The organism is Microbacterium sp. 20-116 (assembly GCF_041079415.1).
Lineage (GTDB): Bacteria > Actinomycetota > Actinomycetes > Actinomycetales > Microbacteriaceae > Microbacterium.
This window is the reverse complement of sequence record NZ_JBFYGP010000004.1, coordinates 270,298-285,109: the sequence shown is the minus strand read 5'-3', so window position 1 is coordinate 285,109 and position 14,812 is coordinate 270,298. Positions and strand designations below refer to the sequence as shown.

Here is a 14,812-nt window from a genome sequence, read left to right as displayed (position 1 = left end):
CGATCCCTGCTCGGCACCGACTATCGCGACGGGTGCGCTCCGGCGTAACCGCGAGCGGGATTCGGGGACGGATGCCGGCCCGGGACGCCCGCTGGACGCGAGCGAAGCGACGGGCTGCGCTTATCCGCGCACGTCGAGGTAGACGGGTGGGCTCACTCGCGTGGGCGGGATCCGCCGCAGAGCCGCGAGCTCGCGCGCGATCTCGGCACGGGCGACGCCGAGTGCCTCGATCGCGCGGAGCTGCCTCTCGAGCACCTCCCGCGCCCGGGCGACGAGGTGCTCCGGGGGCGGACCGACCGGTCGCACGAAGGACCCGGGCGCCATCTCGTCGCCACCGTCGAGGGCGCGCTCGAATGTGTCCAGGAGGTCGGCCCACGCCGCGTCGTCGGTCATCGCTTCGTCACGAGACGGTGAGCGCGGACGCCGCGGCGTGCCAGGCCTCGCGGAGCGGGGCGATCAGGGTCGCGCACTCCTGTGTGGCCGCCGTGTCCCGGCCGACGTTGGCCACGATGAGACGACCCGTGATGTAGGTGTAGAGCCCCCGTAGCCCGTCCGAGCCGTCCCAGCCGTCGTCGAGCGAACCGTTCAGTTCCGCGATGATCGCCTGCGCGTGCGTGAGGTACGTGCCCGCCGAGGGCCAGTCGCCGCTCTCCTGCGCGGCGCGCGCGCGCTCGACGTCGACGAGCAGACGGTCGTAGAGCATGGTGACGAGACGCTCGGGGGTGGCGGATGAGACCTGCTGCTCGAGGTATTCCTGCTGGGCGCGGGCGAGGGTGGTGACGGGCATCGATCTGTCTCCTGTTCGCGGTTACTGGGACGGCGGAGTGAGGGCGGCCAGCTGCGAGGTGAGCCAGGACGACTGCGACTGCAGACCCGACAGGCGGACCTCCATCGCCGAGTAGGTGCGCTCGAGCGTGGCTCGGCGCATGTCGAGCCGCAGGTCCATGCGTTCCACCTGCTGCTGCAGCGACCTGACCTCGGTCTGCTGGCCGGTGATGCGCTGGGTGAGCAGGCCGTCGTACTTGTCGGAGTACTGCGTCGTGCTCGCCTGCACGCGATCCGCGACGGCCGAGAACATCGCCTGTGTCGCAGCCGGGTCGGCTCGCATGGCCGCGGCGAACTTCTCCTGGTCGAACGACAGCGCGCCGAACTTGTCGACGCTGATACCGATCGTCGACGGCGAGACGGAGCCGACCGGGCTCTGGACGGCGTTGGCGAGGGCGCCGCGGAGTGAGCGGACCGTACTGTCGCCGGTGAACACGCCGAGGGTCGTGGCCGACCCCGGGGCGGCGACCGTGGCCTTGGAGCCGTTGTCGATCCGCGTCAGCAGGGCGGCGATGTCTTTTATGAAGGCCGCGGCGGTGTCGGATTGCGCCTTGCCGTCGGCGGCGACGGTGACCGTGACCGGCTGCGTCGACGTGGCGCGCACCGTGATGTCGACGCCCTCGCCGATCCCGACGAAGGTGTTGGAAGAACTGGTCACGCTCTGCTCGGCGGCGGTCCCCGCGAACAGGCGGATGACGGCATCCGCGCCGCGTGCGACGATCGCCGCGCCCGTCTCGGTCGCGACATCGTCACCGGTTCCCGCGGCGACGGCGGCGGCGCTGCCGCGGTGCAGGGTGAAAGCGGCATCCGCCCCCGTCCGGTTCGCGGTGATCTGCACCCGCGACAGGGGTTGGCCGTCGGCACTCCGACCGCCCGGTACGACCGTGGCGGTGACGCCCGTGCCGGAGGCGTTGATGGCGGCGACCAGATCGCTGGGCGCGGCACCGGCCGGGGTGATCTCGGTGGCGGTCCCGTCTCGGGCGACCAGGGTGAACGGGCCCGCGAACGCGTCGGCTCCCCCGGGCGCGGTCACCACGGCGTGAGCGGTGGCGAGGGTGTCCACCACCACGGCGGTCGAGAAGGCGCGGGCCTTGTCGCCCGCGGTGACGGTCACGGCCTCGGCGGAGCTCGTCGCCGAGAAGCGCGCGAGCGACGTCGCGGAGGCCGCGGTCTTCGCCTTCTCGGCGAGGTTCTGCAGGGTCGTGTTGAGCGACTGCAGATTGGCGATGACGGTGTTGCGATCGGTGATCTTGTTGGTCACCAGGGTCTTGGGGATCGCGGCGACGTTCATCAGCGCGTCGATGACGTCCGCGGTCTTCATACCGGATGCCAGGCCGTCGATATTCATCGTGTCTCCGCCTTCCGTCGGTGAAGCGATCCCGGGTGAGGCGACGCCCGAGCAGGAGGAACCTCCCGCCCGGGCGTCGTCGGTGCGTCAGCGCTGCGGATCAGCGCAGGAGCTGCAGGACGCCCTGGCCCGACTGGTTGGCCTGGGCGAGCATCGCGGTGCCGGCCTGCGCCAGGATGTTCGAGGCCGTGTACTTGACCATCTCGGCCGCCATGTCGGTGTCGACGATGCGGCTCTTGGCGGCGGAGAGGTTTTCGGCCGAGACCTGCAGCGAGTTGATGGTCGACTCGAAGCGGTTCTGGACGGCACCGAGCTCGGCGCGAGCCGACGACACGGACTTGATCGCCGTGTCGACCGCGGTGATGGTCGTCGCCGCGACCGTCGGGTCTGCGAAGCCGTCGGTCGTGACGATGCTCGTGCGCAGATCCGTGGCCAGCGTCTTGATGTCGGCGACACCGAGGTCGACGGAGATCTGGCTGGACGCCGAACCGTCCGCTCCGATCTGGAAGCTGAGCTTGCCGTCCGCGGCGGCGCCTGCGGAGCCGTCGAGGAGCTTGATGCCGTTGAAGTTCGAGCTGTCCGCGATGCGCTCGAGCTCGTCGACCAGCTGCGTCACCTCGGAGGTGATGGCCTTGCGGGAATCCGCGTTGTTCGAGTCGTTACCCGCCTGCACGGCGAGGTCGCGCACGCGCTGCAGGATCGAGTGGACCTCCGTGAGGCCACCTTCCGCGGTCTGGATGACCGAGATGCCGTCCTGGGCGTTACGCGCGGCCACGTTCAGGCCGTTGACCTGCGAGCGCAGGCCCTCGGAGATGGCGAGGCCGGCGGCGTCGTCGGCCGCACGGTTGATGCGCAGACCGCTCGAGAGCTTCTCGAGCGACTTCGACACGTCGTTCTGGTTCGACGACAGGTTGCGGTACGCGTTGAGGGCACCGACGTTGGTTGCGATCTGAAGACCCATGTTGTTCCTCCGTGGATGGGATATTCGAAGCGGAGCCGTCCGTGGCCTCGCATCCCCCACCATCGCGACGGATCGGCCGACGCGTAACCGCCGTTTCCGGCGAGATTCGCGCCTCAGGCGGGAAGGGCCAGTCCCCTCAGGTCCACGCTCGGACCCGTCGCCGCTCTTGCGCCGCGAGCAGAGGACGCCGCGACGGGACCGAAGACGCCATCGAAGAAGGCCGCTTTCGTGGCCGTCGATCGGTCGGGCGTCGTACCGTTCTCCCAGGCGTCGAGGGCCTCGCGCATGAGGGTCAGGCCCACTCGTCGGAGCTTCGAGACGTAGGCGTGACTCACCTCGAGGTCGGCCGCGACGTCTTTCACCATGCGCTCGTCGAGGTACACGCCGCGGATGACCTGGCGCATCTGGTCGGGCAGCGCGCCGATGATGCGGTCGAGCATCCGCTGCCTCTCCGCCTGCTCGACCGCGTGTTCGGGAAGGATCACGGTGTCGGTGAGATCGGGAGCCGAGCGGGAGTCGTCACCCTCGAACTGCGCCTCGAAGCTCGTTCCGGTACGGACCATCTCGTCGAGCATCTGCATCTTCACCACGACCTCGGCATCGAGACCGGATTCGGCAGCCAGCTCTGCCACGGTCGCCGCGCGCCCCGTCCGCACCCGCACGAGCTCATCGGCCACGCGCACGCGTTCGATCTTCTCGCGACCGCGTTCGCCCGCGGGATCCGCCGAGCGCATCTCGTTGAGGATCGCCCAGGTGATCTTGGTGCGTGCATAGGCGCCGAACGGGATGCCGCGTTCGGATTCGAACTCCAAGGACGCGGTGGCCAGGCCCAGATACGCCGCCGACAGGAGGTCGTCGAGGTCCACGTGCAGGGCGGTACGCGCTTTCTCGACGGCGAGGTACTTCGCCAGGGGCAGGTTCTCCCGCGCGAGACGCTCGGGCGACATCGGGGTGGCGGAATCGGAGGGGGCAGTGACGCTGCTCAACACGGTTGCTCCTGCTTTTTGCTCGTTTATAAGCAGAAACTAACACAACTCCCAGTCGACTCCGAGGCCACGCCCAGCAACGGAGAAGATGCGGCGCGTGGGGCGAGACGCTTCGGCGCCGCGTCGCCACCCGGCGCTCGACGACTGTCGCGGCGCGCATTTCGATCCAGGGGACGACCGACGGCGCCGGCGATCACCGCCACCGCCGAGCACGCTCACGCGCCCCCACGCCGCACTCCGGTGCGAACGGTCGCCGCGCACCACCAGCGACAGGAGACGACCTTCTCGACGCGTCAGCGCGCCCATTTTTCCACGTTTACGAGTGAACGTAGCACGCCGGCACGGAAGGGCCCCCGCCGACCACCCCAGACCGACCCCCACGCTGCGACGGAGGGCCCGCGGAGGGTATCGGCGAAGACATCGACGAGACGATCGACGATGCTACCCTCGCGCCATGTCGCGCGTCTCCGGCGCGGTCACTCGGGTGCGCTCCTCCGCGCTCGGGGCGACCGCGGGTCTCATCGGCTGGTTCGTTCTCGTGGAGCTGGTCAGTGGCATCCTGCAGGGTTTCTACATCCCCCTGTTTCCCGAGATCGTCGCGCACCTGGGCATACGCGACGCCGACATCAACTGGTTCGAGGCCGCGCAACTGCTGCTCTCGGCCCTCGTCCTCCCCGTGCTCGCCAAACTCGGCGACATGTTCGGGCACAAGCGGATCCTGCTGCTCTCGGCGATCGCCACCGCGGTGGCGAGCTGGGCACTGGTGTTCGCCGACTCCTTCGCGACCTTCCTCGTCGCGTGGGCCTTCCAGGGCTTCTACGTGGTGTGGCTCCCCCTCGAGATCGCGCTGATCTTCGACCGCGGTCGACGGCAGCAGCGCGGAGTCTCGCAGACGCGCCGCGCCGCGGGTCTCATCGTCGTCGGCCTGCATCTCGGCGGCATCCTCGGCGCCCTCGCCGCCGGCCGCTTCTTCGCCGCGAGCGGCGGCAACCTGCAGCTCACGCTCGCGATTCCCGCCGTCGTCGTCACCCTCGTCAGCGTCGCCATCTGGCTGGGCGTCCCGGAGTCCGAGCGTTCGAGCGGCGCACGGCACCTCGATCTGGGCGGCTTCGTCATCCTCGCCGGCGCGCTGCTGTTCCTTACCGGCGCCCTCTCGTTCGTCCGCCTCCCCGCGGGCCCGGGCCCGGTCGTCATCGGCGCACTGCTCGCGATCGGCCTGGCCCTGGGCGCACTCTTCGTCCGGTACGAGCTGCGCCAACGCGACCCGGCGATCGACATCCGCATGCTCCGGAGCCCCGAGATGTGGCCGGTGCAGGCGACCGCGTTCCTCGTCGGCATCAGCCTGCTCGGCGCTCAGGGCCCGCTCCTCACCTACCTCGGCACCGACCCCGCGATCGGGTACGGCCTGGGCCTCGATACGACGCAGCGCTCGAACGTCGTGGGGGCCTACCTGCTCTCGCTGATCGTGGGCGCGGTGCTCTTCGCCGTCGCCTCGCGCCGCACCAGTCCCCGCGTCCCGCTCATCGGTTCGGCAGTCCTCGTCGGCATCGGGTACGCCCTGCTCCTGCCCCTCCACGATGAGCCCTGGCAGGTGCTGTTGAGCCTCGGTGTCGCCGGGATCGGGGCCGGCGCCCTCATCGCCGCGATGCCCGCCGCCGCGGCCGCCGCCGCTCCACGCGGACGCACCGGCATGGCCTCGGCGATGACCAACACGACGAAGATCATGGGCGGCACGATGTCGTCGGCGTTCTTCGGCGTCGTTCTCGCCGGCGGTGCGGCCACCGCGATCGGCACGGCCGCCCCCTTCACCGGGTACGTCACCGTATGGGTCGTCTGCAGCGCGAGCGGCCTTCTCGCCGCCGTTCTGCTGGCCTTCGTTCCGAGTGCCGCGTTCTCGGACGCGGCCGAGGCGAAGGTCGCCGCCACCGCCGCGCGCGGCGAGTTGGTGTGACCCCCGATCAGCGCGTCTTCAGCGGCCCCCGCGCCAGCAGGTGCTGCGCCGACTGGGCCACGGGGCGCAGGGTCACCAGGTCGAGATTCACGTGGCCGGGCGCATCGAGCGCATAGGCGATCACATCCGCGACATCGCCGGCCGTCAGCGGCGCCTCGACACCCTCGTACAGTTTGTCGGCGGCATCCTGGTCTCCCCCCAGGCGGTTGAGCGTGAACTCCTCCGTGCGCACCATCCCCGGGGCGATCTCGATGACGCGCAGCGGTTCGCCGTTGAGCTCCTGGCGCAGCGCGTGCACGAGCATGGCCTCGCCCGCCTTGGCCGCGTTGTAGCCGCCACCACCGGGGTACGCCGTCTGCGCGGCGGTGGAGGTGACGAAGAGCACGTCGGCGTGACCGGTCGCGTTCGCAGCCGCGCGCAGAAGCGGCAGAAGCGATGCCACGAGCCGCTGTCCCGAGAGCACGTTGGCCTCGAACATCCAGCGCCAGTCCTCGGGGTCGCCGTCTTCGATCCGGTCGCTCCCGCGCGCCCCGCCCGCGACGTGCACGAGGGCGTCGACGCCCCCGGTCTCGCTCAGCCAGGCCGAGAGGCCGGCGATGTCGTCGGCGTCGGTGAGGTCGGCCGCGTGCGCGACGACCCCCGTCTCGGCCTCGAGGGCTCGGAGACGCTCGGCGCGGCGCGCGACGCCCACGACGTCCCACCCGCGCGAGCGCAGCAGCCTCGCCGTCGCCTCTCCGATACCCGAACTGGCCCCGGTCACCACTGCGCGTCGCGTCATGGCATCCACGCTATCGCCCCGTCCGACACCGGCATGGCAGAGGTGTTACGGCCCGTGTCCGGGTCGCTTGTCGGCGTCCGAGGCTGTCCCTACGCTCGCAGCAGGCCACGGCGACCGCCCGGCCTCCCGAAGCTGAGGAGCAGTCATGTCGGTACCCGAGAACTGGCGTTTCGAGACCAAGCAGATCCACACGGGTGCGCAGCCCGACCCGGTCACGAAGGCTCGCGCCACCCCGATCTACCAGACGACCTCGTACGTGTTCGACAACGCCGACCACGCCGCGAACCTCTTCGCGCTGGCCGAGTTCGGCAACATCTACACGCGCATCCAGAACCCCACGCAGGACGTCGTCGAGCAGCGCGTCGCGGGCCTCGAGGGCGGCACCGGCGCCCTTCTCGTCGCCAGCGGCCAGGCGGCCGAGACCTTCGCCGTGCTCAACATCGCACAGGCCGGCGACCACATCGTCTCGTCGAGCTCGATCTACGGCGGCACCTACAACCTCTTCAAGTACACCCTCGCCAAGCTCGGCATCGAGACCACGTTCGTCGAGAACCAGGACGACCCCGCCGAGTGGCGCGCCGCCGTCCGCCCGAACACCAAGCTGTTCTTCGCCGAGACCATCGGCAACCCCAAGATCAACGTGCTCGACATCCGCTCGGTCGCCGACGTGGCGCACGACGCGGGCGTGCCGCTCATCGTCGACAACACGATCGCGACCCCGTACCTGATCCGCCCCTTCGAGCACGGCGCCGACATCATCGTGCACTCGGCGACGAAGTTCCTCGGCGGACACGGGACCACGATCGGCGGCGTCATCGTCGACGGCGGAACGTTCAGCTGGTCCGAGCACTCCGACCGCTTCCCGGGCCTGACCACGCCCGACCCCTCGTACCACGGCGCCGTCTACACGCAGGCGGTCGGCGACGGTCTCGCGTACATCATCAAGGCGCGCGTGCAGCTGCTGCGCGACCTCGGCGCCTCGATCGCCCCCCAGAGCGCGTGGCAGCTCATCCAGGGCATCGAGACCCTGTCCCTGCGCATCGAGCGCCACGTCCAGAACGCACAGGAGATCGCGGAGTGGCTCGAGTCGCACCCCGACGTCGCCACGGTGAACTACTCCGGCCTCCCCACGTCGCCCTGGTACGCCGCCGCGAACAACTACGCCCCCAAGGGCGTGGGTGCGGTCCTGTCGTTCGAGCTCAAGGGCGGGGTCGAGGCGGGCCGCGAGTTCGTCAACTCGCTCAGCCTCTTCAGCCACCTGGCCAACATCGGCGACGTGCGCTCGCTCGTCATCCACCCGGCCTCGACCACGCACTCGCAGCTCACCCCCGAGCAGCAGCTCACCGCGGGCGTGACGCCCGGCCTCGTGCGCCTGTCGGTGGGGCTCGAGAACATCGCAGACCTCAAGGCCGACCTCGACCAGGCTCTGGCATCGGCGCGTCGCCTCTCGGAGGCCGCCCGCGCCTGACGGCTGCACGAACGCCCCGCCCCGTTGCTCCGGGGCGGGGCGTTCCCGCGTGCCGACGGGGCACCGTCGAGGCACTCCGGGACAGCCAGGAAGACCCCGAGCCGATCCACCCCGGGCCGTCACACCTTCTGCCGCGGACGCAGACTCCCCAACCCGCCGTCGACCCCGAGCACCTGCCCCGTCACCCACGCGTTCTCGGGCGCGAGCACGAACTCCACGGCGCGCGCGACGTCGTCGGGCTCGCCGAGCCGGCCGAGCGGGTGCATCGCCTCCGAGACCTTGCGCGACATGTCGCTCGAGGTGAGCTTCTCGGTCAGCCGGGTCTGCACGAGTCCCGGCGCGACGGCGTTCACCCGGAGTCCGTGCGCGGCGTAGCTCGCCGCCGCCGACAGGGTCAGGCCGATCACCGCGGCCTTGGCCGCCGCGATCCCGTCGTGGTTCGGGAGCCCCGCGAGAGCGGCTGCCGACGACACGAGCACCACCGCTCCGCCGCCGCGCATGTGCGACCCCGCCGCGCGCACCGCCGCGAAGGCCGTGGTGAGCGAGGCGGCGATGAGCTCGTCGTACTGCGCGCGAGAGGTCAGGTGCGCGGGCTTGAGCAGCATCGACCCCGCGAACACCGCGATCCCGTCGAGCTCACCCGACTCGCCGACGATGCGGTCCACGGCGTCGAAGTCCGTCGCATCCAGGATGAAGTCGGGCTCGATCCGCGAGGAGTCCCGCGCGGTGGTCACGACACGGTGACCCGCGTCCCGCAGTCGTGTCGCCGTCGCCTGACCGATGTCGCTCGAGGCCGCGATGAGGAGGAAGTTCGCCATGCCGCGATCATGACGAGCCGACCCGTGCGTCGGCGGGGGCTGGACAACGGTGTCCACCGGTGGTCGGGGCACCGCGCAGGCCCTCGTCGTCGCCGCGCCGGTCGTAACAGTTCGTGGCGACCCTCCCCGCCTAGGGAGAATGGATGCCATGGACTGGCAGATCTCCGAAGACACGGTGCCCTCGGCCCCGGTGACGGAGGCGGACGCCCGCTCCCTCCTCGGCAGACCCCCCGCGACCGGCGCGTGGCGCGACGGCGACCCCGTCGGCGACCGACGCTTCGCCGCCTTCGGCGTCTTCGAGACCGAGAGCGGCGAGTCCCTCCCCGCGTTCCGCCTCGCTTTCGAGACCTGGGGGGAGCTCTCCCCCGCGCGCGACAACGCCGTCCTGATCCTGCACGCCCTCACCGGCGACAGCCACGTCCGGGGGGCCGCCGGCCCCGGTCACCCCACGGCCGGATGGTGGAGCGATCTCGTGGGACCCGGCGCCGCGATCGACACCGACCGCTACTTCGTGATCGCCCCGAACATGCTGGGCGGATGCCAGGGCTCCACCGGTCCCGCGAGCATCGCCCCGGACGGCTACGAGTGGGCCTCGCGCTTCCCGTACCTCACGATCCGCGATCAGGTGAACGCCCAGGCCCTGCTCGCCGACCGTCTCGGCGTCGATCGCTGGCACGCCGTGGTGGGCGGATCGATGGGAGGCATGCACGCCCTGGAGTGGGCCGTCGGTTTCCCCGACCGGGTCGAGCGCGCGGCGATCCTCTCCGCACCGCCCATCACCACCGCCGACCAGATCGCGTTGAACTCCGTGCAGCTCGACGCCGTGCGCGTCGACCCGCGCTTCGCCGGCGGCGAATACTACGACTCCGGCGACGGCGACGGCCCGCACCGCGGTCTCGCCCTCGCCCGGCGCATGGCGCTGCTGAACTACCGCAGCCCCACCGAGCTGAACCAGCGTTTCCAGCGGTCGTGGCAGTCGGGTGTGAGTCCCCTCGGCCGGGGCGGACGTTTCGCGGTGGAGTCGTACCTCGACTTCCACGGCAACAAGTTCACGCGCCGCTTCGACGCCAACAGCTACCTCGTCCTCGTCGAGGCGATGAACTCGCACGACGTCGGCCGCGACCGCGACGGCGTCGAAGACGCGCTGCGCCGTGTGACCGCCACGACCCTCGTCCTGGGCGTCGACAGCGACCGCCTGTTCCCCATCGACGGGCAGCACCGCATCGCCCGCGGCATCGCGAACACCCTCGACAAAGACGGCGCGATCGTTCTGTCGAGCGACTTCGGTCACGACGGCTTCCTCATCGAGACCGCCGCGGTCGCCGCGCACCTGCGCCGACTCCTCGCGACCTGACGATCCCGGATGCCGTGAGCCCGCGGCATCCGCATCCGCTCACCCGGACTCCGGACCCCGGACGTCGCGCCGTCGCTCCATCGCCCCGGGACAACGCCCGAATGTCCAGGAAACGCCGTACACCCCGCTCGCGACACGGGGTGTTCTGGACACTCAGCGACGACCGGTGGCCCCCGGCCGCGACGGCCCGGTGCGTCCGCGACCGCCCGGCCGCGTCAGCGCTGCGTCGGGATCGATCCGGTGATCGCGGTCTGCGCCGCCTCGGCCGCCGGCATCCGGTGATCGGGGTGGCGTCCACTGCGGTCCTCGACCCGGTACGCCACGATCGCGACGACGAGCCCGCCCGCGGCGAGCACCGCGCCGACCCACGCCGGTGCCACCAGCCCCAGTCCGGCGGCGATCGCGAGGCCGCCGAGGAATGCTCCGAGGCTGTTGCCGATGTTCAGCGCCGAGTGGTTCAGCGCCGCGGCGATCGACTGATTGTCTTCGGCGACGTCCATCAGACGGGTCTGGATGGCGGGGCTGAGCGCCGAGCCGCAGAACGCCACGAGGAAGGCGAACAGCACGAGACTCACGATCCACCCGGCTGTGAGAGCCAGACCCACGGATGCCGCGCCCAGGGCGATGAGGCCCGTGAAGAGCCAGAAGCGCAGATCCTTGTCGGCGAGGGCGCCGCCGACGATGTTGCCGATCGTCATGCCGATGCCGACGAGCACGAGCACGAGCGAGACCGTCCACTCGGGCTGGCCGGCGACGCCGGTGATCATCGGGGCGATGTAGCTGTACATCGCGAAGAACCCGCCGAAACCGATCGCCCCGATACCGAGGGCGAGCCAGACCTGACCGATGCGGAACACGCGCAGCTCGTCGCGCAACCGCCGGCCAGGCGAGCCGGGGTGCTTCGGCACGAACAGGGCGATGCAGATGGTCGCGAGCAGGAAGATACCGGTGACCACGGCGAAGGCGGCGCGCCAGCCGACCTGCTGACCGAGGAGGGTGCCCAGGGGCACGCCGACGACGTTGGCGATGGTCAAGCCCGTGAGGACGAAGGCCACGCCCTTGGCGCGGTTTCCCGGGCCGAGGGCGTCGGCGGCGACGAGAGCACCGATGCCGAAGTACGCACCGTGCGGGAGCCCGGCGAGGAAGCGGGATGCCGCCACGAGCTCGAACGTGGGGGCGATCACGGTCAGCAGGGTGAAGAACGCCAGGGCCGCGGCCAGCACGATCATCACGCGGTGGCGCGGGAAGCGGGCCACGGATCCGGCAATCGTGGGAGCTCCGACGACGACGCCGAGGGCGTACAGCGAGATCAGCCAGCCCGCCTGGGCGATCGCGTCGTCGGGAGAGGCCGCCCAGGCACCGGGGACGAGTTCTCGGGCGATGTTGGGCAGGAGGCCCATCACCACGAACTCGGTCATGCCGATGCCGAAACTGCCGATGGCGAGAGAAAGGAGCGCCCGCATCGCCGCACCTCTCGAGGTCGTCGAAGAGGTCACCAGGCGATGCTAGTCGGCGCGACCGGGTCGGGTCGAATCGTTTCGAGATTCGGGGGTGGCGTTCTCTCCCCGCGAGCCGTCACTCCTCGACAGACCGCGGAGCGAAGGAGGTCTCCGCAGGCGAGACGGAGCGAGCAGCGCAGGCAGGAGACGGCGCGGCTCAGCCGCGGGTCAGTCCTGCCGGCGCTCCAGCGCGTCCTCGAGGCGCTCGATCTTGCCGTCGAGCTCGCCGGTGTGCCCGGGGCGGATGTCGGCCTTGAGTACCAGCGAGATACGCGAGCCGTAGGGCATCACGGCATCCGTCGCCGCCTTCACCACGGCGAAGACCTCGTCCCACTCCCCCTCGACCTCGGTGAACATCGAGGTCGTGCGGTGTGCAAGGCCCGAGGCGCGCACGACCGCGACCGCCGCGGCGACCGCGTCGTGGACCGATCCGTCGGGGTTCTCCGTGGCAGCGGTGCCGACCCCCGAGGGGGCGACCGAGAAAGCGATGAGCATGGATCGAGACTACGTCTCGGCCGTGTGCAGCGGAACGGGCCCGCCTCGGTCAGCGTCCGGTCGGAACCCGGGCCGGGATCGGCCGACGCCCCGTCACGATCTCGCGGAGCCCCGCGGGCGGGCGCACGCGCCCCGTGGGAACGCGCACGACGCGCACGACGGCCCACACCAGCAGAACGAGGGCGAGCAGGTTGCGCGCCTCGAGCACGACCACCGGGAAGGGGTTCGGGTGCGTCGCCATGAGCCCGTCGTACAGCAGCGGGTACATCCACTGCGTGAGGGCGGCGATCACGAGCGTCATGCCGGCGAAGGCGTACCAGCGACGGCGGTCGATCATGAGCCCGAGTACGACGGGGGCGAACAGCCACACGTAGTACTGCGGCGAGCCGACCTTGTTCAGCGCGATGAACGCGGTCACCAGCGCGAGCGTCAACGGCGGGAAGAGCGACAGGAAGGTCGCTCCTCGGCGCATCTTCGTCACCCCGACGATCGCGACGGCGACCATCGTGAGCAGCATGATCGGGGTCATGGCGGCGATGAGGGGCTCGGCGCCCGGCCCGGTCACCTGGAAGGTGAGCACGCCGCCGTCGTAGTAGACCTCGCTGCCGGGCACGTAGAACGCGGCGAGGAACATGTAGAGGCCGCCGACGGGGGCCTCCATCTGGATTCCGCGCGAGGTCTGGTCCCCGACGAATCCGAAGACGTAGGGCGCCCCGCCCAGGGCCACCACGGGGATGATCGTCGCGAGCGACACCGCGACGGCTCCCCACACCAGCGCGAGTCGGCGGCGCACGACGATGAGACCGGCGGCGAGGATCGCGGCGGGCCAGACCTTCATCCACACCGAGATCGAGAGCAGCACCGACGCCACGAACGGACGCCGCAGCATCCAGATGCTGCCGAGGATCGCGAAGGGCACCGTGATGCCGTCGATGCGGTACAGGCCCACGGGGCCGATCAGCAGGATGGCGGCGAGCCAGAACCACGCGGCGAGAACGCGACCCGTCGAGCGGCCCTTGCCGACCAGCACGACGAAGGCGACGAGGTTGAACAGCGCCACCGTGATCACCCACGCCGGGGTGTAGCCGACGGCCCAGGCGAAGACCCAGGCGAACGTCATCGGCAGGAACGCGAGCTGCGGATAGATCCACTTCTCGGTGATGCCCGGCCAGGCCCAGGCGTCGCTGCGCGTGCACGAGGTCACATCGATGCCCCCGAAGAGGGCGCAACGCGACCAGGGTTCATACACCAGGTACACGTCGCCCATGGGTTCGTTGGGCTGCTGATAGCCCAGGATCCCCACCACGACGTGCACGGCGACGAACGCGATCAACAGGGGAACGACACGCCTCAACACCGCCTCATCCTAAACGGGCGTCACTCGCGGCCCCGGACGGAGGTCGGTCGGACCCCCGCCGTCGCGCGGGCCGACGCAGCGAACCGTTACGCGATCGAGTCCCTCAGCATCGCGGCCACCACACCCGGCAGCGCCTCGGCGACGTCGAGCGCCGCGATCGGCCCCCCGTCTGATCCGCGGGCGAGGGATGCCACCCGCCCGGCCGTCCCGTGCAGCCACGCGGCGGCGGCGGCCGCGGCGGCCAGGTCCTCCACGCTGTCCCGCCCGTCGGCCACCGACCCCGCCAGCACGGCCCCGAGCACCCCGCCGAGGACATCGCCGGTGCCCGCCGTCGCGAGCCACGGCGTCCCCGTCGAGACCCGGCGCGTCCAGCCCCCGGCCGCCGCCACGATCGTGACCGCCCCTTTCGAGAGCACGACTCCCCCGAACGCCTCCGCCGTCTCGCGCGCCGCCGCCTCTCGTGCGTCGTCGTCGCGGGCGTCGACCACCGGCATCCCGAGACCGTCCCGCAACCGGTCGAGCTCTCGCGCGTGGGGCGTGACGATCACGGGGGCCGTCGCTCCCGCGACCAGGTCCAGCGCCCCGGCGTCGACGACGACGGGTACCTCTTTCGACAGGATGCCCCGCAGCGCCGCGGTCTCGGCGGCATCGCGCTCGGCGGCATCCGTTCCCGATCCCATCACCCAGGCCTGCACCCGCCCGTCGGCCGTCACGGTCTCGGGGCGCCGGTGCAGCACGAAGTCCTGGGCGCGCGCGGGTCCGAGATAGCGGACCATTCCGGTCCCGGTGCGCCACGCGGCCTCGACGCCGAGCACCGCAGCGCCCGGGTATCGGGCCGAGCCGGTTCGCAGCCCGACCACCCCGCGGGAATACTTGTCGTCCTCCGCCGTTGGCTTCCGCAGTGCGCGGGCGACATCGTCCCCGCTGAAGTCCTTCGCCGTCATGGCGTCACCCTAGAACGCAAAGGTCCTC

The 14,812-nt window shown here is 70.8% G+C and carries 14 protein-coding genes; 3 read left to right on the top strand and 11 right to left on the bottom strand.

Annotation, left to right across the window (positions count from 1 at the left end):
- Positions 1-120: 120 nt before the first annotated feature.
- The 5 genes from AB6V29_RS10500 to AB6V29_RS10480 all read right to left on the bottom strand — a co-directional run bounded on the left by AB6V29_RS10500 (position 121) and on the right by AB6V29_RS10480 (position 4,120).
- Entirely contained in the window at positions 121-393 is a 273-nt protein-coding gene (locus AB6V29_RS10500) for a hypothetical protein (RefSeq protein WP_369358510.1), read from the bottom strand.
- Positions 394-400: 7 nt separating this feature from the next.
- Positions 401-787, bottom strand: coding sequence for a flagellar export chaperone FliS (gene fliS, locus AB6V29_RS10495; RefSeq protein ID WP_267786444.1), 387 nt, complete (start codon positions 785-787; stop codon positions 401-403).
- Positions 788-808: 21 nt separating this feature from the next.
- Positions 809-2,173: a flagellar filament capping protein FliD gene (gene fliD, locus AB6V29_RS10490; protein ID WP_369358507.1), complete on the bottom strand. Its 1,365-nt coding sequence runs from the start codon at positions 2,171-2,173 to the stop codon at positions 809-811.
- A 100-nt stretch (positions 2,174-2,273) separates the two neighbouring features.
- Positions 2,274-3,134 carry a flagellin gene (locus AB6V29_RS10485; protein WP_210072053.1) on the bottom strand — a complete coding sequence of 287 codons (861 nt, stop codon included), beginning with the start codon at positions 3,132-3,134 and terminating at the stop codon, positions 2,274-2,276.
- 113 nt (positions 3,135-3,247) lie between these two features.
- On the bottom strand, positions 3,248-4,120 hold the full coding sequence (locus tag AB6V29_RS10480; RefSeq protein ID WP_369358504.1) for a sigma-70 family RNA polymerase sigma factor: 873 nt from the start codon (positions 4,118-4,120) through the stop codon (positions 3,248-3,250).
- Between the two features lie 454 nt (positions 4,121-4,574).
- Here AB6V29_RS10480 and AB6V29_RS10475 point away from each other — a divergent pair, with 454 nt between their 5' ends.
- Positions 4,575-6,071 (top strand): MFS transporter, encoded by a 1,497-nt coding sequence (locus AB6V29_RS10475; RefSeq protein ID WP_267786440.1) that lies wholly within the window; start codon positions 4,575-4,577, stop codon positions 6,069-6,071.
- Between the two features lie 7 nt (positions 6,072-6,078).
- On the opposite strand, the gene AB6V29_RS10470 is transcribed toward AB6V29_RS10475, so the two are convergent.
- On the bottom strand, positions 6,079-6,849 hold the full coding sequence (locus AB6V29_RS10470; protein WP_267786439.1) for an SDR family oxidoreductase: 771 nt from the start codon (positions 6,847-6,849) through the stop codon (positions 6,079-6,081).
- 145 nt (positions 6,850-6,994) lie between these two features.
- Here AB6V29_RS10470 and AB6V29_RS10465 point away from each other — a divergent pair, with 145 nt between their 5' ends.
- Positions 6,995-8,317 (top strand): bifunctional o-acetylhomoserine/o-acetylserine sulfhydrylase, encoded by a 1,323-nt coding sequence (locus AB6V29_RS10465; RefSeq protein ID WP_369358501.1) that lies wholly within the window; start codon positions 6,995-6,997, stop codon positions 8,315-8,317.
- A 119-nt stretch (positions 8,318-8,436) separates the two neighbouring features.
- Here AB6V29_RS10465 and AB6V29_RS10460 read toward each other — a convergent pair whose 3' ends face one another.
- Positions 8,437-9,135 (bottom strand): SDR family NAD(P)-dependent oxidoreductase, encoded by a 699-nt coding sequence (locus AB6V29_RS10460; RefSeq protein ID WP_369358499.1) that lies wholly within the window; start codon positions 9,133-9,135, stop codon positions 8,437-8,439.
- A gap of 148 nt (positions 9,136-9,283) precedes the next feature.
- Here AB6V29_RS10460 and AB6V29_RS10455 point away from each other — a divergent pair, with 148 nt between their 5' ends.
- Entirely contained in the window at positions 9,284-10,489 is a 1,206-nt protein-coding gene (locus AB6V29_RS10455; protein WP_267786436.1) for a homoserine O-acetyltransferase, read from the top strand.
- Positions 10,490-10,704: 215 nt separating this feature from the next.
- Here the strand turns inward: AB6V29_RS10455 and AB6V29_RS10450 are convergent, their stop codons facing one another.
- The 4 genes from AB6V29_RS10450 to AB6V29_RS10435 all read right to left on the bottom strand — a co-directional run bounded on the left by AB6V29_RS10450 (position 10,705) and on the right by AB6V29_RS10435 (position 14,784).
- Positions 10,705-11,952 (bottom strand): MFS transporter, encoded by a 1,248-nt coding sequence (locus tag AB6V29_RS10450; protein ID WP_307317909.1) that lies wholly within the window; start codon positions 11,950-11,952, stop codon positions 10,705-10,707.
- Between the two features lie 204 nt (positions 11,953-12,156).
- On the bottom strand, positions 12,157-12,483 hold the full coding sequence (locus tag AB6V29_RS10445; protein ID WP_369358496.1) for an MTH1187 family thiamine-binding protein: 327 nt from the start codon (positions 12,481-12,483) through the stop codon (positions 12,157-12,159).
- A 49-nt stretch (positions 12,484-12,532) separates the two neighbouring features.
- Positions 12,533-13,840, bottom strand: a complete 1,308-nt coding sequence (locus AB6V29_RS10440; RefSeq protein ID WP_369358493.1) for a hypothetical protein — start codon at positions 13,838-13,840, stop codon at positions 12,533-12,535.
- A gap of 86 nt (positions 13,841-13,926) precedes the next feature.
- Entirely contained in the window at positions 13,927-14,784 is an 858-nt protein-coding gene (locus AB6V29_RS10435; protein ID WP_369358492.1) for an NAD(P)H-hydrate dehydratase, read from the bottom strand.
- Positions 14,785-14,812: the final 28 nt, after the last annotated feature.